Genomic DNA, 19,469 nt, shown 5'->3' with positions numbered 1-19,469 from the left:
CACCGGCAGAATCAACGCGGTACCGGAACGGAGGCCAGGATGCTGCCGAGGACGTCGTCAACCTGGATGCCATCCATCTGGGCCTCAGGACGCAGGCCTACGCGGTGCCTGAGGCACGGCAGCGACAAAGCCTTGACGTCGTCCGGCGTCACGAAGGGCCGCCCGGACAACCAGGCCCAAGCCTTTGACGTGTTCAGGAGGGCAGTGGCTCCTCGAGGCGAGACGCCAAGCTGGAAGGACGGGGCTGACCTGGTAGCCCGGACCACATCCACAATGTAGGCCAGGATTTCCGGGGCCACAGACACCTGCGCCACGGCCGCGCGGGCGTTGGAAAGCTCGACGGCGCCAGCCACCGGCCGCACGCCGGCTGCGGCGAGGTTCCGGGGATCGAACCCGCCCGCGTGCCGGCGGATCACCTCGATTTCTTCGGCCCTGCCCGGAAGGGGCATGGTCAGTTTGAGGAGGAACCTGTCCAGTTGGGCCTCTGGCAGTGGATAGGTTCCTTCGTATTCCACCGGATTCTGGGTGGCGGCCACTATGAACGGGGCAGGCAGGGGCCGGGATACTCCATCCACCGAAACCTGGCGTTCTTCCATTGCTTCCAGGAGCGAGGCCTGGGTTTTGGGCGGCGTTCGATTGATTTCGTCGGCCAGCAGGATGTTGGTGAAAACCGGGCCCTCCCGGAAAGTGAATTCCGATGAATGCGAGTCGTACACCAAGGAGCCCGTCACGTCACCAGGCATGAGATCGGGAGTGAACTGTACCCGCTTGGTATCCAGGCTGAGGGCCGTGGACAGCGCCCTGACCAACAGGGTCTTGGCAACGCCGGGCACGCCTTCCAGGAGGACATGGCCGCCGCAAAGAAGAGCGATGAGCATGCCTGTCACCGTGGGGTCCTGCCCCACCACGGCCTTTCCAACCTCGTTCCGGACGTTCAGCAGAGACTGCCGGGCAGGATCCTCCGTCCCGCTGTGCTGGCCGCCGTGCGGTGAGTGACTCACCTGTGGTTGGCCTACGTGTGCATCATTTACCTGTTGCGCCGCGCCACCGGAGTATTGGTTGTTGCTGGCCGTATAGTTGTTCGGCTGGTTGCTCATTGGGCCATCGCCTCCTGTTCGATTCGTTCGATCTGTTGTGCCCACTGCACCAGTTGTCCCTCTGTCTGCGGCTTGGAATCAATCAACGCCCACCTGATCGCCGGCGCTTGGCGTCCGAGGCGCCTGGCCACGGCGTCGACGATGCTCTCCCTTGTAGCGTCGGCCCCCAGATTAAAATGCTTGGCCAGCCGGGCAAAGGTTCCTGCCCGCAAATTGTCGGCTGCCCGTTCCACGGCACGTGAATCCTGATAGAGACGTGCACGGCCTTCCGCTGTTTCAGCAGCCTGGACAACCACGGGAAGTGGTTCAAAGACCAGCGGTCCCAAACGTCGCCCACGCCAGAGGATGGCAAGGATAGCTACGATAGCGAGCCACGGACCCGCAAACGCCAGCCATGGAGGTGCAAGTTCGTTGAGCGTCGGGGCGGACCTATCGGCCGAGACGTCCGTGAGCCCTGGTGTGTACCAGACCAAGTCACGGCCCTTGCCCAAGGTCCGGATCGCCAAAGCGGCGTTGCCTTCAGCAGCCAGGTGTTGGTTTTCCAATAACTCCGGACTCCCCAGCACAATGACCCGCCCATCGGCGGAGGCCACATACAGTCCAGGTCCATCGCCGCGGGTGGCGTAGCAAACGCCGGGCCCCAGGTACACCGGTCCTTGCGCGGAGACAGGTCCCGCCTTCTCCGCGTCTTCGTGGCCGCAGCCGGGTTCAAGGATTCTTGTTGCTTCGGGGACCACTCCGCCGGGACGGATGTCCGGATCGAGGCCATCCAACGTACGCAGCCGGGGTGCGACCACCACCACGCGTCCGGCTGCTGCCTTCATATCGTCCAACTGCGATCTGTCCAGGAAACCCCGGGGGTCATACAGCAGCACGGTGGCATCCTCGGCGTTCGAAAGTGCCGCCAAGGTGTCGTCAAGCTTATCGGTGGGGGTTATGGCCACACCGTGGCGCCCCAGTATTTCGGCCAAGGCCATGGCTCCGTCCGGAGCAGGATTTTGCGCAGACAAGGATCGGGAGTCATTGGGCGCCGAGAATCGTTCCACCACCAAGTACGTCACCAGCGCGGCAAACACGGCTCCCAGGGCAATCCAAACCACGTGCTTTCGGAACCAACTCCGAAGTGCCGAAGTCCGCCCTCGAGGAGCATCACCGTGTACGGGTTCGCGTATTTGTTCGAGAAGGGTCATCGCGGCACCGCGAATCCGTGCTGGCCATGGCCGCTGAAGTCAGGGGTTAACGCCAGGAGATCCGCATCCAGCTTGCGCACTTCGTCATAATCCGAGCGTGTTGCGGCCTGTTTTCCGTAGCGGACTCCATCAAACAGGCGGGCGGCATCTACAAGGCGGAGTTGAGTGGCAGCGAAAGCTTGACCCAGGTGGCCTGCGGCCTCATCCGCCGTTCGGCCGGCACGCGATTCAATGACGTCCCGTTCCTCCGCGGAACGCACCAAGGCCCGGAACTGATCGACGACGGCGGAAGGCCAGTCGCCGTCGTCGGCCGCGGCCAACGCACGCTTCCTGTACGTCGCGGCATCCACAGCGCTGTCCTTGCCGTAAATGCCCGCAACAGGGGCCTTTCGCTTTGCATTCAGCCTGGGACGGACAAGGAAGATTGCGATGACAATGAGCAGCACGGCCAAGGCAATGATCACGGGAACAGCAATGTCACTTCCCTGAGTGGTCCCGTCACCATCGAGGGAGCTGAGCCAGTCCAGGAAATCGCGCCAAAGCTGGTCCAGCCAACTGGGCTGAGCCTGGGCATACTGTGCTTTGGACAGTTCCTCCTCGGCCCAACGACGTGCCTCATCACGGTCCGGGGTCACCGGCGGTTCAGCGCTGGCCAAAGCGGGAATGAGGTGGCTTAATGCCTCCCTCATGCCTGGGGCCGACGCCCGGGAGGAGTGCCTGGCCATTGTCCGCCGCCCGGGGGCCACGTGTTGCCCTGGACATGTGTAGCAGGACCACCGGGGATTCCCTCCGGGTCGGCACCGCTTTCCATCAGCCGCATCAACTCCACGTCCAGCCCATCCCGGCGCATTCTAAGATCCATATAGATGAGCGCAGACACGGATGTCTGGAAAGCGAACGTCACCGACCCGACCAGGGCCCCAATGATCATCGAGATCACGGTGGTGAGGATCAGTGTGGAGGCCACGGTCCCGGCGTCCGGGTGGGGGGAGACTACCGAACTGATGGCGGTCGCGGCGAGGGAGGCTGGAATCTGAACTATCTGGGCGATGATTCCCACCATGATGCTCACGAGCAGCGTTATGCCGAAGATGCGCCACCAATTGCTCTTGGTCAATTGCCAGGACCGCAGCAATCCGTCGTAGACTCCGATCCGCTCCACGACGATTGCGGCGGGGGCAAACATGAGCTTCAGGCCGATCCAGATAAAGACGACAATGGCACCGAAGCCCAACGGAACGACGATCACCACAGCGGCCGGTCCCAAGGCCGTGAACAACAGCACGGCTATCCCGACGACAGCAGCTGCGGCAAGCAGTGCGCCGAAAGTAAGAAGGGCGGCAACGCCCAGGACGGGGAGGATCCGCCCGGCAGCCAGCTTCCACATTTGCCCGAACCCCGTACGCCGGTTGAGGACAGAGCGGGAAACGGGAATGACCATGACCCCCTGGAGAACGGCACCGAGAAAGCCGATCAGCACGGAGACTCCCACTGAACCAGCCATGACGGCCAGGAACGGGCCAAAGAATCCATTCGGGTCCCCGCTGAAGTCCACCGCTTCCAGTGAATCCATAAGCTCGTACATGGCGACGGTCACAACCCCCAGAAGGGCAGCGGCGATCGCCTGAACGATCAGGGCTGAGCCAAACATGGAGGCGGCATTCCGACGGATGGTCTGGAAGGAGCCATCAAGTAGCTCACCGAATTGCAGGGGTCGCAAGGGAATGACACCTGGCTTAGGTGGGGCAACGTACATCGGCTGGCCGTAGGGTGGGCCGCCGGGCGATCCACTGGGCCATCCTCCCGGAGGGTGCCCCGGCCAGTTGCCGCCACCCTGTGGGTTTGACCCCTGTGGGTTTGACCACGAGGGTGGCCCGCCCCATTGTGGCTGGTTGCCCCACGCAGGTTGACCGCCCGGATATGGCTGCTGGCCGTGCTCTGGCTGTGACACGATTTCCTCCCCAAGAGACCCGGCCCGCCGTCTCCGACGTCCCCCATATGGACCTTCGCCCCAAGCCTATAGTCCCGGTGTCCTCCCTCATAGCCTGGGACCGTACTGCCCGCACAGAAGATCTGCGTCGAGCGGAGTGGAGCCGTGCAGTACGGTGGAAGTGCCCCGGGGGGACGCCATGCCGTGCGCCTGCCCAACGGGACAAAGGCTTGGCGATAAGGGAATATATAACTATGAAGGCACGCATTCTGGTAGTTGACGACGACGAAGCGCTCGCAGAGATGATTGGTATTGTCCTGCGCAATGATGGCTTCGAGCCGGTATTCTGCGCAGACGGCGGCCAGGCACTGGAGGTGTTCCGTTCGTCCAAACCCGATTTGGTGCTCTTGGATCTGATGCTTCCCGGTTCGGATGGCATTGAAGTATGCCGCCAGATCCGTGGAGAATCGGACGTTCCCATCGTCATGCTCACCGCAAAATCGGACACCTCGGATGTTGTCCGCGGGCTTGAATCCGGTGCCGACGACTACGTGCCCAAGCCCTTCAAACCCGCCGAACTCGTGGCCCGTGTCCGTGCGCGCCTTCGGCCAGGTGAACAAAAGGCACCGGAAACCCTGCGGATTGCTGATGTAACCATCGACGTCGCCGGGCACCTGGTCACCCGCGGTGGAGAGCGTATCTCGCTGACCCCGCTGGAGTTCGACCTTCTGGTGGCCCTGGCCCGCAAGCCGTGGCAGGTCTTTACGCGTGAACTTTTGCTCGAACAGGTATGGGGATACCGCCATGCCGCGGACACCCGATTGGTCAATGTCCATGTTCAGCGTTTGCGCTCCAAGATTGAACGCGATCCGGAAGCGCCCGAGGTTGTATTGACGGTGCGTGGTGTCGGGTATAAAGCAGGTTCCTGAGTCTTCCGCCGGCAACACCGGCACCACGGACAAGGGTCAGAGCTCCGGCGGTCCGGAGCAGCCCGAAGCCCAGCAGCAGCCCGCAGCCCAACCGCAGCCCGCAGCCCAGCCGCAGCCCGCGGGGTCTTCGGCGTCCGGAAATTCACCCTCCGCCCCCACCGATCCAGTAAGAAGGAACCTTCCCTGGTTGATGTGGCGCGCCCGGATTTGGACCCGACGTGGCCTGATCCTGGTCCTCAGGGTTTCCCGCCTCGTCGCGATTGGTGTCCGGCAGATACGGCCGGGACTTCGCTTTCTCTGGCGTTCGTTGCTAAGGCGGTGGCGGCGGTCATTGGAGTTCAGGACAGTGCTGACCACACTCCTGCTGGCTGTTACCTCCTTTGCGATCGTCGGAGCCTACCTTTCCAACCAGATCGCCAATAACCTGTTCCAGGAGAGGCTGGCCCAAGCGGAGTCGGAGTCCCGATACAACGTAAAACAGGTTCAGGACACGTTCGACGGCGCACAGGTTACCGATCAGTCAAGCGTCATCACGTTGGTTTATGACACGTTGACCGCCGTGGAAGGCCGGGGCTCGGTGATCCAACGGCGCTACGTCTTTGAAGCTGTGCCGGAACAGACCAAACCCCGTAACCGCTGGGTTGAGTCGCGGGCCTCGGACCAGCTGACCGTCCGCGTCATTCCGCCCGAACTGCGAAAAGCCGTCCAGGACGGCGGCAAGCAACAGTTTTGGGCCTCCATGCAGTTCCCGGTGGGCAACGAGGACCGTCCAGGTATTGCTGTCGGAAACAAGGTAACGTTCAACGGCACTGCGTATGAGCTGTATCTGATCTACGACCTCAACACCGCCCAGAAAACCCTGGACGAAATCCAGAACGTCCTGTGGGCTGGTGGCGCAGCGCTCGTGCTCATGATCGGTGCCATCGCGTGGTATGTCACGCGCAACGTCGTCAGCCCAGTGAGCCACGCTGCCGTGGTGTCGGAAAAGCTGGCGGCCGGCCAACTGCAAGAGCGCATGGTGGTCAAAGGTGAGGATGAGGTAGCCAGGCTCGGTGCCTCCTTCAACCATATGGCGGCCAGCCTGCAGGAGCAGATCACCCAGTTGGCCACGTTGTCCCAAATGCAGCAGAGGTTCGTCTCCGATGTCTCGCACGAACTGCGGACTCCCCTGACAACCGTCCGCATGGCAGCGGAGGTCCTTTACGACGCCCGTGAGGACTTTGACCCCATGAACAAGCGCTCAGCCGAGCTCCTGTATCACCAAGTGGAGCGCTTCCAATCCTTGTTGTCGGATCTGCTGGAGATTTCGCGTTTCGACGCCGGTGCTGCGGTCTTGGACGCCGAACCGCAGGACATCTTTCAAGTGATTTCGCACGTCATGGAGGGTGCAGCACCCGTAGCCGCCGAATACGGCTCGGAGGTCCGCCTGAACGCCCGCCAGAAGAGCATCATCGTGGAAATGGACTCCCGCAGGATTGATCGAATCCTGAGGAACCTGCTCCTCAACGCCCTGGAGCACGGCGAGGGCAAGCCAATCCACATATCTGTCGCTGCCAATCATGATGCCGTGGCCGTGGCCGTGCGGGACCACGGCATCGGAATGAGCCAAGCGGAAGCAGCCAGGGTCTTCGACCGCTTTTGGCGGGCTGACCCGGCGCGTGCGCGTACAACCGGTGGAAGTGGATTGGGCTTGTCCATCGCGGCCGAAGACACCAAGCTGCATCACGGCTGGCTCCAGGCGTGGGGCCGCAAAGGCGCGGGCTCAAACTTCAGGTTGACCTTGCCACTAAGACGCGGGGGAACCATCCTCAAGTCGCCCCTTCAGTTGGAACCGGCGGACATCGAGATGCCAGGGGCTGCCAGCGAACGCCAGATGCTTGTCCTGGGCACGGGTTTTGGTGCTGGTAAAGGCAAATTCGACGCCGGAACTCCCCTTTCGGGTGACGACGGAAAGGGCGACGCATTATGAGGGCCCTCGACACAGCCCGCAGGCGGGCGTTCGTGGCCGTGCTGGCGGCAATCATGGTTTTGTTGGCCTCATGTGCCCAGATTCCCCGGTCCGGTCCAGTGGGGAAAAGCCACGACGAGGGCGCTGGAAACCCTAACGCGCCTGTGTTCTTTCCTGCAGCACCGCGCGCTGGCTCTACGCCAGAAGCCGTCATTGAGGATTTCTACATGGCTGGCAGCGGTTATGAGGACGACTACCCTGTAGCACGGCAATATTTGACGCAAGCCCAAGCCGTGACGTGGAAGCCGGATAAGCGGGCCATAGTTTTCCGCGGGGCGGAAGTGGTTAAGACGGCCGTGGAGAATGAATACCTCTATGAGGTAGACCTTGCCTACTCAGTCGATGCCGACGGAATTGCCACGCAGTTCCCACCTGGAACCAAGGAGACCATCCCCGTCTCCCTTGAAAAAGTGGAGGGGGAGTGGCGGATCTCCAAGGTGCCGGATGGTACCGCGATTCCGGAAGAGACGTTCAAAGTCATTTACGGCGCCTTTCCCATCTACTTCTATGACCCGACGTTTACCTATGCGGTGCCGGACTACCGCTGGTTCATCAAAAAGAAGACCGTTAAGTCCATGACCAGCGCCCTGCTCGCCGGCCCTGCGCCTTATTTGCGCGGTGCCGTTGTGAGCGCCTTTCCCTCCGGGATGAAGTTGGCCCGGGAATCTGTCCCGGTGGTTTCCGGAGCAGCCCAGGTGGATTTGTCTGCCAAAGAACTCTTCGACGCATCAGCAGAAGACCGCCAACGGATGCAGAATCAGCTGGCATTAACGTTCAGAGGGCAACCGGACGTCATTAACGTCCAGCTTCGCGCCGACCAGGACCTGGTCCGCGTAGAGGATAACGGAACTGTTCTTCCGCCGGTTGTAGACAAGAACGTCCCTGCCCGCCAGGTTGCCGTCAACAACGGCGACCTGGTGCGCTATGAGAACAACCGTGTTTCGCCATTGCCGGACATTCAATCCGTTGCAGGGTTGGGCCCCCACTCACCCGCGGAGTCGCCGGTATCCCAAACCGTTGCCTTCCTCAACGGCGACAAAACCACCTTGTATTCAATCGAACCGGGTCAAGTGGCCCGCCAACTGACCACCCGAAGCACGTTGACCGGGCCTTCGTTCAGTCCGCATGATTGGGTTTGGACGGCAGGGCCTGGTGCCAGGGGAAACACTGAAGTTGTGGCGTTCAAGCCCACTGGCGTTGCCCCGGGAATGGCTGTACCCGCGGTGACCATGTCTCCCACGTGGCTGTCCGGGCGGACAGTCAAGGATTTCCGGATCTCGCGCGAAGGTACCCGGGCGCTGGTGATATCCGAGTCGAACGGAAAAGCGGTGGTCCAGGTGACGGGCATTGTCCGCAATGCAGACGGCGTGCCCAAGGATCTCACGGCTCCCATCACCCTTTTTAGTTCCACCTCGCCTGACCAAGGAGTGTGGGTTAACGGTTCCACCGTTGCCGTCATGGCCAGTTCGGCTACGGCCACCGTGGTACCGGAGTTGCTCTCGCTTACATCGGGGGAGCCCCAGCAATTGGCGCCTTGGGACGGCCTCGTGAGCCTGAGCGCAGGGAATGGGTCCGAACAGATTTACGGCCAATCCAATGCTGGAATCTTTCAGCGGGTCGGCAACGGGTGGGAGCTTCAGCTTAAGGGCCCCACCGAGCCTGCCTTCCCTGGCTGAGGGACGTAACCCGAACCCGCTGGACAAAAAGGTGGTTCGTTGTTCACATAGCGGTTTGTGGGCCTGTTGCCGGAACAAGAAGTGCCTGAGGCTATCAGCATGATCGATGCCTTGAACCACGTTCCTTCTGCCGCTGATGGCCCCCAATCCGCGAAGCGCATCCGGCGCAGGCTCGACCCGGATGTCGTGGCCCGGGACCCCTCTGCACCTCCGCGACGCGGAAGGGATCGGCGTCCATTGGGGCGCCTGATGGCCAGCCTGCAAAGGGCATTGATGGAGTTGCTTGCACTTCTGGTTCCCGTTGATTGCGTCTGCTGCGGCGTGGAAGATACCGTTCTGTGCGGCCGTTGTGCCAAGCGGGTGCGTCAGCTTTGCAGGAAGCCTTTCAGGGCCGAACAGGAATCGCCCGCGCTTGTGGATGTCGATGGCACTGCAAAGCTGGGCGTGGTCGCCGCAGGACCCTACAGGGATGAACTTTCCCAGTCCCTGTTGTCGTTCAAAAGCTTCGGCCAGTGGCGGCTGGCAGAAGTGTTGGCGCCGTGCCTCGGGAACGCTGTTCGCGCGGCCATTGGCGATCAGCCGGGGGTTTGCCTTATTCCTGTTCCCAGCAGCGGCAAGGCATTCCGGAGACGGGGTTTCAGCCCTGTACACCTTCTGCTCGGCTGTATGGGCAGACGCGGGATGTTGGCCGAATGCGCGGGCCTGGATGCTCTTGAGAAGACACGGCGCCTCCTCGAGGACCCTGCGCTGGCCGTGACCTGCAAAGACCTGATTCGAAATGGCATCAGCGCCATCCTTGGCGCGGACGCGGGCAGCCGTTCCAGCGGCCAAAAAGGACTCGGCCGGGGTGAGCGTGCCAGGCGTGTGCGGGGTTCCATGAGAGTTCGAGCCCGCTATGCGGAAAAAATCCGTGGGCAAAGATGCGTGGTTGTGGACGATGTCCTCACCACCGGAGCTACCCTCGCAGAGGCCGCCCGGGCGGTGTCCGCGGCCGGAGGGATAGTCTGCGGCGCCGTTGTTCTTGCGGCCACGAGGCCACCAGCCTACGCCTCGAATACCGTTGGGGACGAGCCGCATCGTGTGGTTAAGACGCAAACAAAAAATAAGTAGCCAAAGGGTGAATAACTCGTGCCGATGAACTAACGTCGGTTGTGGGTACCAAGAACAGATGTACCTGTCGATAGCGGCTCGGAAAGGGGCTCGACTGTCCGTCAGACCAGCCCCCAACAGCGTCGTTGTCGTGTCACCTGAGTTATTTGGAGGGCACCATGGAGTTCATGATCAGCGGACGAAATCTGACAGTTTCTGACCGCTTTCGCGAATATGCCGGCGAGAAGATCTCAAAGATTGAATCGCTGGGGGACAAAGTCCAGCGAGTCGACGCCAAGGTTTCCAAGGAGACCAATCCCCGGCAAACGCCGGGACAGCTCACCGTTGAAGTGACAGTCCTGGGCCGAGGCCCTGTTATCCGTGCCGAGGCCACAGCCGCTGACAAATTTGCTGCCTTCGATCTTGCGTACAACAAGCTGCTTGAGCGGCTGCGTCGCGCAAAGGATCGGAAGAAGGTGCACCATGGGCGCCACACGCCCAAGGCCGTTCGGGAAGCAACGGCCTCCCTTGAGCCCGCGAGTGCCAGCGAGCCAATCTACGTAGGGGCCACCAGCCAGGAAGAACCTGCACCCCAGGTCGATGAGCGGTCGCCCTACGAAATCGAGAACGACATCCCAGCGGGAGATTCACCCGTTTTGATCCGTCGTAAGGTTTTCCCGGCAGCATCCCTCACACTCGATGATGCAGTGGACAACATGGAACTCGTGGGGCACAACTTCTACCTGTTCCTGGACAAAGAAACCAATGCGCCCTCGGTTGTTTACCGGCGCAGTGGCTGGACTTATGGTGTGATTACCCTCGACTCCACCTGCGAGCCCGGCGAGGAAGCCGTGGAGGAGAAGATCCACGCTTACCGCTCCGACGATCAGGCGGCCACTGCCAAGTAAGGCCTGGTTGCACGTGAAAGGACTTCAATGACAGCTTCGCTGAGCCTGTCACAGGCGCGGCGGATCGCATTGGCAGCCCAAGGATTGGCGAAAGTCCGGCCCGCCGGCCCCGTGACCCCACGGGCGGTGGGCCGGACCTTTGCCCAGATCCAGCTTGTCCAGATCGACTCCGTGAACGTGCTGGCGCGGAGCCACTATCTGCCATTCTTTTCGCGGCTAGGAAACTATGACCCGGCAATCCTTCATTCCATGGCGGGCAGGAAGCCGCGCAAAATGATGGAGTACTGGGCTCACGAGGCCAGCTACATCCGGCCAGAGCATTTTCACGACCTGCTGCATTGGCAAAAGCGCGCGTGGGTGGGTGCGCATCACTTGGAACCCACGGTGCGCATTGCCATGGAAGAACGAATCCTCGCAGCCCTTGAGGCCGGACCGCCCATGACGGCGTCGGCCTTGACCGCACAGCTTGGGCACACCGAGGACGCTGAACTGGAGAATTGGGGCTGGAACTGGAACACGGTAAAGCGCGTTCTGGAGCACTTATTTGAGGAAGGTCGCGTTTCGGCGGCTTCACGGACGCCCCAATTTGAACGTCTATATACACTTACCTCCAGGGTCCTGCCAGGTTCCGTACGGGCCGGCATGGATGCGGACGCAGCCCTTGACCGGCTCATGGAAGCAGCCGCGTTGGCCCATGGCATTGGAACGGTCCGATGTTTTGCCGACTACTTTCGAACCCCGCTGAAGGCGGGGACCGACTCGGTGCAGCGACTTCTCCGGGCAGGCCGGCTGGAGCGCGTTTCCGTGCGCGGTTGGGACCGGGAAACCTACCGGCACGTCGAGGCCAGGCTGCCACGCAGAGCCGAAGGCCGAGCCTTATTGAGTCCTTTTGACTCGCTGGTGTTCGAGCGGCGCCGATTGGAAGAGTTGTTCGGGTTCCACTACCGCATTGAAATCTACACGCCCGCTGCCAAACGCCGTTTCGGATACTACGTTCTGCCCTTCCTGCTCAGGGAAGGCATCGTGGCACGGGTCGATTTGAAGGCTGAAAGAGCCACAAGCCAACTTCTGGTTCGTTCCGCTTATGGTGAGCCAGGAGCACCAGCGGATACCGCCGTCGAGCTTTCCGCCGAATTGTGGCTTATGGCCGAATGGCTGGGCCTTCAGGAAGTTGTTGTTTGGCCGGTGGGGGATCTCGCGGCTCCGCTGTCTGAGGCAGTGGCCCGGGGTCCCATCGGGCTCTGGGAACCAGAACGCCAAAGCAGTCCGCTCACAGGGGAACCGGACAGCGTGGCGTTGGTCTCTCCCGTAGACTGAAACAGCCAGAATTCGGCAGCATGAGACTGGGAGCAATTTCACGTGGCATCACTAATCGAAAAACTTCTCCGCACGGGTGACAAAAAAACACTCAAGCAACTGCGGAACTATGCCGATTCCATCAATGCCCTGGAAGACTCATTCAAGACCTTCTCTGACGCCGAACTTCGGGAGGAAACGGACCGTCTCCGCTCCCGCCACCAAGATGGCGAGACCTTGGACGATCTCCTGCCGGAGGCATTTGCCGCCGTGCGCGAGGCCTCATCACGGACGTTGGGCATGCGTCACTTCGATGTCCAGCTCATGGGTGGCGCAGCCCTGCACCTGGGCAACATCGCCGAAATGAAAACCGGTGAAGGCAAGACCCTCGTGGCAACCGCGCCGGCCTACCTGAATGCTCTGACCGGCAAGGGCGTGCACGTGGTCACGGTGAACGATTACCTTGCCGAATACCAGTCAGAGCTCATGGGCCGTGTCTACCGCTTCCTTGGTCTCACAAGCGGCTGCATCCTCTCCAACCAGGATCCGTCCGTTCGCCGGCAACAGTACGCGGCGGACATCACGTACGGGACAAACAACGAATTCGGCTTCGACTATTTGCGCGACAACATGGCTTGGGATGCCAGTGAACTCGTTCAGCGGGGCCACAACTTCGCGATCGTGGATGAAGTTGACTCCATCCTGATCGATGAAGCCCGTACCCCACTCATCATCTCGGGCCCGGCCCAGGGCGACACCAATCGCTGGTACAGCGAATTCGCGAAGGTCGTGCTCCGGCTTCAACCGGAGGTCGACTACGAAGTCGACGAGAAGAAGCGGACTGTCGGTGTTCTGGAAGCCGGAATCGAAAAGGTTGAGGACTACCTCGGTATCCAGAACCTGTACGAATCGGCCAACACACCACTCATTGGTTTCCTGAACAATGCCATCAAGGCGAAGGAACTGTTCAAGCGCGATAAAGATTACGTCATCCTGGATGGCGAGGTCCTGATCGTGGACGAGCACACAGGCCGTATCCTCGCCGGACGTCGATACAACGAGGGCATGCACCAGGCCATCGAGGCCAAGGAAAACGTCGAAATCAAGGCCGAAAACCAGACCCTGGCCACGGTGACGCTGCAGAACTACTTCCGCATGTATTCGAAGCTGTCCGGAATGACCGGTACCGCCGAGACCGAGGCGGCCGAGTTCATGAGCACGTACAAACTCGGCGTGGTGCCGATCCCCACCAACCGGGACATGCAGCGCATTGACCAATCGGACCTCGTCTACAAGAACGAGATCGTCAAGTTTGACGCCGTTGTCAAAGACATCGCAGAACGCCATGAGAAGGGCCAGCCCGTACTGGTTGGCACCACCAGCGTTGAGAAGAGCGAATATCTCTCCAAGCTGCTGGCCAAAGAGGGAATCCGCCACGAAGTCCTGAACGCCAAGAATCACGCCCGGGAAGCGTCCATCGTCGCGCAGGCCGGACGTAAAGGTGCCGTCACGGTTGCGACCAACATGGCTGGCCGTGGTACCGACATCATGCTTGGTGGCAACGCCGAATTCACTGCCATCGCAGACCTCGCCAAGAAGGGCCTTGACCCGGAGGAGAACTCGGAAGAGTACGAGGCAGCATGGCCCGAGGCACTCGCGGCGGCCAAGCAAGCGGTCAAGGACGAGCACGAGGAAGTACTGGACCTTGGCGGCCTCTACGTGCTGGGCACGGAGCGTCACGAGTCCCGTCGAATCGATAACCAGTTGCGGGGCCGCTCCGGACGTCAGGGCGATCCCGGCGAATCCCGTTTCTACCTTTCACTGACGGATGACCTCATGAGGCTGTTCAATTCAGGTGCTGCCGAGCGGCTCATGAACAGTTCGGTGCCCGACGACGTCGCGCTGGAATCAAAGCTTGTTTCCCGGGCTATTGCCTCGGCCCAGGGCCAGGTGGAAGCCCGAAACGCGGAGCAGCGTAAGAACGTCCTCAAGTACGACGACGTCCTGAACCGTCAGCGTGAAGCGATCTACGGGGACCGTCGTCGGATCCTCGAAGGCGACGACCTCCACGAAAAAGTGCAATTCTTCCTGGAAGACACCATCAACGCACTTATCGAGTCCGCCACAGCGGAAGGCAACGGCGATGACTGGGACTTCAACCAGTTGTGGTCCAACCTGAAGACGTTGTACCCGGCCACCGTGACTGCACAGGAAATCATTGATGAAGCTGGCGGTAAGTCCAGGGTCACTGCTGAATTCCTCAAGGAAGAAATCCTCTCTGACGCGCGGCTGGTGTACCAGGCCCGTGAAGAAGCCATTGGCTCTGAAAGCATGCGCGAGTTGGAACGCCGCGTGGTTCTCTCGGTTCTCGGGCGTAAATGGCAAGAGCACTTGTACGAGATGGACTACCTCAAAGAGGGCATTGGGCTGCGGGCCATGGCCCAGCGCGATCCGCTGGTTGAGTACCAGCGCGAAGGCTTCGTGATGTTCCAGAGCATGATGGAAGCGATTCGTGAGGAAAGTATCGGCTTCCTCTACAACCTTGAAGTTGAGGTTACGCCAGCCGAAGACGTCGTTGTTGCCGACGATACTGCCGCGGGTGCACACACTGAGCATCACGATCCCCAGATCCGCGCTGCCGGCTTGGAGACACCGGAAAAGCCCGCCCAATTGCAGTACACCGCCCCGGGTGAGGACGGAGCGAGCCAGACCCGCATAGAAGGCCGCTCCTCAGGACGTTCGGGCAATCCTGCCAAGGCAGCCACGCAGGAGCAGCGCAAAACTGCCAAGAAGAAGCGTCGCTGATCGCACACCTAGGACGAAGGGTCCCGGACACACAAGTCCGGGACCCTTTTTCTAGCCGATCTCCAATGCGGTGACCTGCCATGTTCCGTCGCAGTGTTCCAACCTCATGGCGATGGCGCGGGAACGCTGCTCCTCAGACACGACGATGCTGGCCTCATAAACGGTCTCCGAAATGGCACAAGCACGAACGGAGCGGACCATTGGGCTTCTGTGCACCAGTAGTGAACCACGGGTACGTGCTGCGTGTTCGCGTGTGAGGGCGGCCCGATGCTGGAGCGACAGAAAGCAATCCGGATCCAGTGATCTGGACAGTTGGAGAATCGAACGTGTCCCGGCCAGGACCTCAACCGCTGCTTGGGCGATGCTTCGCGCCACCAGCCTTACGTCGAGGGTAGAAGCGTTGCCTCCGGCATTCATTTCAGGACGTTTGGTCCGCTGGCGGCTGGCGTGGCGGTGGGCAGTTACAACGGTCATGGTCAATCCTCATGAGTTCACTCTGTGAGCCGTTGCGCGGGCATCGCTTGGCTCAGGTTGCTACGTCTGGGATGACACTGGGAGTGGTTTTAGGGCTTGAACGCGTGCCCCTGAGTGGGTGGCGTCCATCGAAGTCGGGTTCTACTACGGGCGTGGAAAGCCTAACCCGGTGTTGGGGGCTGCAATATTTGCCCCGGGAGCAGCGCTGCAGGGTTGTCGCCTATGACTGCCCGGTTTGCTGCATACCAGTTCGGCCAATGGAGAGCGATGTCCACGTCCGTTGCGAATGGTCCAAGGCTGTCAGCGGCAATGGACCACAGCGAATCACCAGCCTTGACGACAACGCTGTCCTCGACTGGATGGGCCGGGGCCAAGCCGCGAGCGCCTGGACGCGCCAGGAGGCCGGGACTGACGACGGGAGGACGTGGCTGCCAGCCTGGCCCAAGCTTATTCGCGTCGTGGCCTTCGTCGCTGGCTTGCGATGGAGCCCCTCCGACAGGGATCCGGTGGGCCGCCTGGGTCCCAGCAGAGGGGTGCAAGGCCGCAAGCCCGGGCACTGTCGCACCGGTGGGGTGCCACGCGGGTTCCGGGGTCGTGGCAGCCTGTGCGGCATTTACTCCAAGAAAGTTCAGGCTTAGGAGGGCGAACGCCAGTCTTAGCATGAAGCCTGGACTGAACTTGGCCAATGCGTTGGCGCCGTCACTTTTGCCCGCACCGTGCAGGACCGCAGCCCAAGCCGCGAGGCCAAGTGAGAGTATCCACCAGGAGACAATGGCGATTCCGAAGGCGCTGGACATAAGGGCGAGGAGGTGTTCGAAGGTGCTTCTTTGCCCGTGGGCCGCATTCACCTGCCACTGCCCCAACAAGCTCTGCCCGATGATCAACAGCAACAGTCCCAGTCCGAGAAGCGTGGCGGCCAAGGCGGTGTCGTGCCGGATCCTGGATGGATCGCTGGTCATTCTTTACCTTCCGGCTCTTTAATGCTGTTTGATGTCATTTGATGATGTTTGCTCATTCTGAGCACAGACAAAGGACTTTGTCCAATCATGACGGGAAAAATGCGGCGGCGGTTGGCGCGACGCGCTAGGAGTCCTATTGTGACCATATGAGATGGGACTCTCTCTTTGAAGATCTGGAAGCGCAATTTTCTGCCGAGCGCGCCCTGGCCCGAGAATCGGAAATATCCGAACGTGTTCGGGTCGAAGTTGCGGGCCTGGACCTTGCCGACAGGCTTCGGGGAGTGGCCGGAGCTGAGATAGCACTGGTTCTCACTACCGGCGTGTCTCTACAGGGAACACTGGGCCATGTTGGCGGAGGATGGTTTGTCTTAGTCGACGGTGGACGGCAATGGCTCATTCCATGTGCATCGGTAACTCACTACGACGGACTCGGAAGATTGGCTCAGAAGCCTACGTCCCAGGTGCAAAGTTCGCTGGGTCTTGCCAGCGCCCTCCGGGGACTCTCGCGTGACAGGGCCCAGGTGACAGTGGTCTTGAGCGCTGGTCCGCGAACGGACCTCAGGCTCCACGGTGTGATCGACAGGGTGGGGCGGGACCATTTCGACTTTGCCGACACCCGGGGTGAAGTGCGGCGAGGAAGTGCCGTGGCTGCCGTGAAGACCATACCCTTTACATCGCTTGCAGCCGTTTGCTCAACAAGTAGCCGGGGATTCTAGCTCTTCATCCCTACGCGTGGCAGCCCCCGAGTTAATCCGACTTGGACTTGGCCTCTTCAATCATGCGGCTGGCCTCGGCATACCGCTCCTCGATGTATTGCTCCAGCATCTTTTCCTCGATACGCCATTGACCACGTCCTCCGACCTGGATGGCTTTCAACTCACCGCTGCGAACCAGGGCATAAGCCTGTGGGGAATTGATCTGCAGTTGTTCGGCGACGTCCGCCAGAGTCAGGAATCGGGGCATGCCACTATTTTGGCATCTGTTGGTGCTGTTTGGCGTAGTTATCCACAATTTCGCATGATTTGCACTTCTTGACTTTGGCCCGGGCCTCCTCCCGGTAACAATGAACATGCGGCCCAGGGTTACCACGCCGCCAACTTCAATGGGGGAGCAGGAAAAATGGATCCGAGTACAGGCGTCGGCGGCGCCAGGTTTAAGAAGCCGTCGTGGAAGGATCCACGGCTGCTGGTGGGAGTGCTGCTTGTGCTCGTGTCCATCGCCGGAGTCATCTCCGTTGTCAGTACAGCCGACCGGACCACGCAGGTTTATGCCGCACGGGAAGGCATCTCCGTTGGCCAAACCGTGAAGCCCGGGGATCTGACCGTAGTTCAGGTTCGCTTGGACGACGTCGAGTCTGGCTATGTAACCGTGGAGGGCGGGATCGCCGAGGGCAAGGTCGCACTACAGAGAATTGAGAAGGACCAGCTGGTTCCACAGAAGAGCCTGGGGCAGGCTGACGCTTTGAACCGTAAGCCCGTTGCCATACCGATGGACGAGTCACTTCCGGCGCAGGCGGTTCCCGGGACAAAGGTGGACGTCTGGGTTGCCATGCCTGGCGCGCAAACTGCCTTTGACGAACCGCAGTTATTGCTGCCTGGTGCCGAGATCGCAGAGGTACTAGCCGGTTCCGGTGCCTTGGGCGCCTCAAAGACACCAGTCGTGCTGGTGCTGGTTACGGATAAGCAAATGCCCAAGCTGCTGGGTGCCAAGGCCAACGCGGCCAAGGTATCCGTTGTTTGGAACCCTACGGGCACCGGTCAATGAGCATCCCGGTCATCACTGTTGGCCCGGCACAGGAAGCCGTCGTTGGCGGTCTGGAGCGCCTCCACGGTCCCGTCACCGTAGTTCGTCGGTGTTCCGAGCTTGCGGAGTTGATGGCTGCCTGCCAAAGCGGGCTTGCCCTTGCGGCGGTCGTGGCCGAAGGCTGTGAGGAACTGACAGCAACATTGGTGGATCGGCTGGGTGCCGTAGGTGTGTCAATTGTCGCTCTGACGGGGGACCCCGCTGAGGCCGCGCGGCTCACCGCCATTGGCGTAGCAACAGCGTCCGCTGATATTGAACCCGCAGCTCTTGCCTCAAGGATCTCCGAGACGGTCGGGCGCTATGGGGGGATCGTTGGATCCCGCAAGTTTCCGGATGCCGGCTTCGCGGACTTCTCTTCCGGATTTCAGGTGGCGTCGGAAGGGCCGGAACCGGAAGCGGCTGCCGTCGTCTCCGGGCGGGTGATTGCGGTGTGGGGACCCACAGGTGCGCCGGGAAGAACCCTGGTTGCGGTAAACATGGCTGCCGAATTGGCCGCTGAAGGCAAGTCCGTGATCCTTGTGGATGCCGACAGCTATGGTGCGAGCGTATCCGCGATGCTGGGGCTGCTGGAGGAGTCCGCCGGCCTGGCTCAGGCCTGCCGGCTCGCTGACCAAGGATTGCTGGATGCGGATGCACTGGGCCGGGCCGCTACGACTGTCTTCACCAAGGGTGGCCTATTTCGAGTACTCACCGGCACCACGCGGGCGGACCGTTGGACGGAACTGAGGGCCACTGCGCTCTCGCTCGTCCTTGAAAGAGCCAAGCAGGCGGCCGACGTAGTGGTTGTGGACACCGGCTTCTGCCTGGAAGCAGACGAAGAACTGAGCTTTGACACCATGGCTCCACGTCGGAATGGCGCTACGCTGCGTAGCTTGGAGCTGGCTGACGAAGTTATTGCCGTTGGGGCTGCGGACGCGATAGGCGTCCCGCGGTTGGTCCGCGGCTTGGCGGACCTCGAAGCTGCAGTTCCACAGGCAACGCCACGTGTCGTCCTCAACAAGGTCAAGAGGGCGTCAGCTGGTCGTTCGCCCAGACGGCAGTTATCCGAGGCCTGGGAGCGCTTCGGCCCTGGGCATGGCGTGGATGCGTACTTGCCGGCGGATGTGGACGCATGCGACGCGGCCTTGCTGTCAGGATCCGTTCTGCTGGAATCCGCGCCCGATTCTCCATTGCGTTTGGCCATCGCAGGGCTCGTCTGTGCACCCATCCAGCAAAAGCGGAAATCCCTTGGCCGATCAACCAGAGCCTTGGGCCTGCTTAAGCGCTAGGCTCGCCATGTGGGCTGCAGAGTCGCAGCAATCAACA

16 protein-coding genes are annotated in these 19,469 nt (G+C 61.1%); 9 read left to right on the top strand and 7 right to left on the bottom strand.

Annotated features, from left to right (window positions below; translation table 11 throughout):
- Positions 1–11: 11 nt before the first annotated feature.
- From ACZ5G6_RS16140 to ACZ5G6_RS16125, 4 genes are all read right to left on the bottom strand, one after another.
- Complete coding sequence (locus tag ACZ5G6_RS16140) at positions 12–1,097, bottom strand: AAA family ATPase (protein ID WP_498686531.1); 1,086 nt, start codon at positions 1,095–1,097, stop codon at positions 12–14.
- Entirely contained in the window at positions 1,094–2,197 is a 1,104-nt protein-coding gene (locus ACZ5G6_RS16135; protein ID WP_223933621.1) for a DUF4350 domain-containing protein, read from the bottom strand. Before ACZ5G6_RS16135 ends, ACZ5G6_RS16140 begins: the two co-directional genes overlap by 4 nt.
- An 86-nt stretch (positions 2,198–2,283) precedes the next feature.
- Positions 2,284–2,976, bottom strand: a complete 693-nt coding sequence (locus ACZ5G6_RS16130) for a DUF4129 domain-containing protein (RefSeq protein WP_498686529.1) — start codon at positions 2,974–2,976, stop codon at positions 2,284–2,286.
- Entirely contained in the window at positions 2,973–4,007 is a 1,035-nt protein-coding gene (locus ACZ5G6_RS16125; protein ID WP_498686526.1) for a DUF7847 domain-containing protein, read from the bottom strand. The genes ACZ5G6_RS16130 and ACZ5G6_RS16125 overlap by 4 nt, the downstream gene beginning before the upstream one ends.
- 464 nt (positions 4,008–4,471) lie before the next feature.
- Here ACZ5G6_RS16125 and mtrA point away from each other — a divergent pair, with 464 nt between their 5' ends.
- The 7 genes from mtrA (at position 4,472) to secA (ending at position 14,928) form a co-directional block, all read left to right on the top strand.
- Positions 4,472–5,146: an MtrAB system response regulator MtrA gene (mtrA, locus tag ACZ5G6_RS16120; protein ID WP_144649950.1), complete on the top strand. Its 675-nt coding sequence runs from the start codon at positions 4,472–4,474 to the stop codon at positions 5,144–5,146.
- Positions 5,147–5,336: 190 nt separating this feature from the next.
- A complete protein-coding gene (gene mtrB / locus ACZ5G6_RS16115; protein WP_498691913.1) occupies positions 5,337–7,115 on the top strand; it encodes an MtrAB system histidine kinase MtrB in 1,779 nt (592 codons plus the stop codon).
- Positions 7,112–8,830: an LpqB family beta-propeller domain-containing protein gene (locus tag ACZ5G6_RS16110; protein ID WP_498686523.1), complete on the top strand. Its 1,719-nt coding sequence runs from the start codon at positions 7,112–7,114 to the stop codon at positions 8,828–8,830. The genes mtrB and ACZ5G6_RS16110 overlap by 4 nt, the downstream gene beginning before the upstream one ends.
- Before the next feature lie 81 nt (positions 8,831–8,911).
- Positions 8,912–9,940 (top strand): ComF family protein, encoded by a 1,029-nt coding sequence (locus ACZ5G6_RS16105; protein WP_498686521.1) that lies wholly within the window; start codon positions 8,912–8,914, stop codon positions 9,938–9,940.
- Between the two features lie 158 nt (positions 9,941–10,098).
- On the top strand, positions 10,099–10,827 hold the full coding sequence (gene hpf, locus ACZ5G6_RS16100) for a ribosome hibernation-promoting factor, HPF/YfiA family (RefSeq protein ID WP_223933612.1): 729 nt from the start codon (positions 10,099–10,101) through the stop codon (positions 10,825–10,827).
- Positions 10,828–10,854: 27 nt separating this feature from the next.
- Complete coding sequence (locus tag ACZ5G6_RS16095) at positions 10,855–12,144, top strand: winged helix-turn-helix domain-containing protein (protein WP_498686519.1); 1,290 nt, start codon at positions 10,855–10,857, stop codon at positions 12,142–12,144.
- A gap of 42 nt (positions 12,145–12,186) precedes the next feature.
- Positions 12,187–14,928 (top strand): preprotein translocase subunit SecA, encoded by a 2,742-nt coding sequence (secA, locus tag ACZ5G6_RS16090; protein ID WP_223933608.1) that lies wholly within the window; start codon positions 12,187–12,189, stop codon positions 14,926–14,928.
- 51 nt (positions 14,929–14,979) lie between these two features.
- Here the strand turns inward: secA and ACZ5G6_RS16085 are convergent, their stop codons facing one another.
- The 3 genes from ACZ5G6_RS16085 to ACZ5G6_RS16075 form a co-directional block, all read right to left on the bottom strand.
- Positions 14,980–15,402: an Rv3235 family protein gene (locus ACZ5G6_RS16085; RefSeq protein ID WP_498686516.1), complete on the bottom strand. Its 423-nt coding sequence runs from the start codon at positions 15,400–15,402 to the stop codon at positions 14,980–14,982.
- 161 nt (positions 15,403–15,563) lie between these two features.
- Complete coding sequence (locus ACZ5G6_RS16080) at positions 15,564–16,361, bottom strand: LysM peptidoglycan-binding domain-containing protein (RefSeq protein ID WP_498686514.1); 798 nt, start codon at positions 16,359–16,361, stop codon at positions 15,564–15,566.
- Between the two features lie 747 nt (positions 16,362–17,108).
- Positions 17,109–17,324, bottom strand: a complete 216-nt coding sequence (locus tag ACZ5G6_RS16075; RefSeq protein WP_223933602.1) for a helix-turn-helix domain-containing protein — start codon at positions 17,322–17,324, stop codon at positions 17,109–17,111.
- A 156-nt stretch (positions 17,325–17,480) separates the two neighbouring features.
- On the opposite strand from ACZ5G6_RS16075, the gene ACZ5G6_RS16070 reads away from it, so the two are divergent.
- Positions 17,481–18,125, top strand: a complete 645-nt coding sequence (locus tag ACZ5G6_RS16070; protein WP_223933601.1) for an SAF domain-containing protein — start codon at positions 17,481–17,483, stop codon at positions 18,123–18,125.
- A complete protein-coding gene (locus ACZ5G6_RS16065) occupies positions 18,122–19,432 on the top strand; it encodes a CpaE/TadZ family protein (RefSeq protein ID WP_498686511.1) in 1,311 nt (436 codons plus the stop codon). Before ACZ5G6_RS16070 ends, ACZ5G6_RS16065 begins: the two co-directional genes overlap by 4 nt.
- Positions 19,433–19,469 lie beyond the last annotated feature (37 nt).

This window comes from Arthrobacter sp. TmtSoilC51, assembly GCF_055388015.1.
The sequence above is the reverse complement of the archived record's forward strand: the minus strand, read 5'-3'. Positions and strand labels throughout refer to the sequence as shown.

Bases quoted from the DNA above. Each gene is read 5' to 3' on its own strand.
- ACZ5G6_RS16070 (WP_223933601.1), top strand. From the start codon at position 17,481: ATGGATCCGAGTACAGGCGTCGGCGGCGCCAGGTTTAAGAAGCCGTCG.
- ACZ5G6_RS16095 (WP_498686519.1), top strand. From the start codon at position 10,855: ATGACAGCTTCGCTGAGCCTGTCACAGGCGCGGCGGATCGCATTGGCA.
- ACZ5G6_RS16130 (WP_498686529.1), bottom strand. From the start codon at position 2,976: ATGAGGGAGGCATTAAGCCACCTCATTCCCGCTTTGGCCAGCGCTGAA.
- ACZ5G6_RS16080 (WP_498686514.1), bottom strand. From the start codon at position 16,361: ATGACCAGCGATCCATCCAGGATCCGGCACGACACCGCCTTGGCCGCC.
- hpf (WP_223933612.1), top strand. From the start codon at position 10,099: ATGGAGTTCATGATCAGCGGACGAAATCTGACAGTTTCTGACCGCTTT.
- ACZ5G6_RS16075 (WP_223933602.1), bottom strand. From the start codon at position 17,324: ATGCCCCGATTCCTGACTCTGGCGGACGTCGCCGAACAACTGCAGATC.
- mtrB (WP_498691913.1), top strand. From the start codon at position 5,337: ATGTGGCGCGCCCGGATTTGGACCCGACGTGGCCTGATCCTGGTCCTC.
- ACZ5G6_RS16140 (WP_498686531.1), bottom strand. From the start codon at position 1,097: ATGAGCAACCAGCCGAACAACTATACGGCCAGCAACAACCAATACTCC.
- ACZ5G6_RS16110 (WP_498686523.1), top strand. From the start codon at position 7,112: ATGAGGGCCCTCGACACAGCCCGCAGGCGGGCGTTCGTGGCCGTGCTG.
- mtrA (WP_144649950.1), top strand. From the start codon at position 4,472: ATGAAGGCACGCATTCTGGTAGTTGACGACGACGAAGCGCTCGCAGAG.
- ACZ5G6_RS16085 (WP_498686516.1), bottom strand. From the start codon at position 15,402: ATGACCGTTGTAACTGCCCACCGCCACGCCAGCCGCCAGCGGACCAAA.
- ACZ5G6_RS16065 (WP_498686511.1), top strand. From the start codon at position 18,122: ATGAGCATCCCGGTCATCACTGTTGGCCCGGCACAGGAAGCCGTCGTT.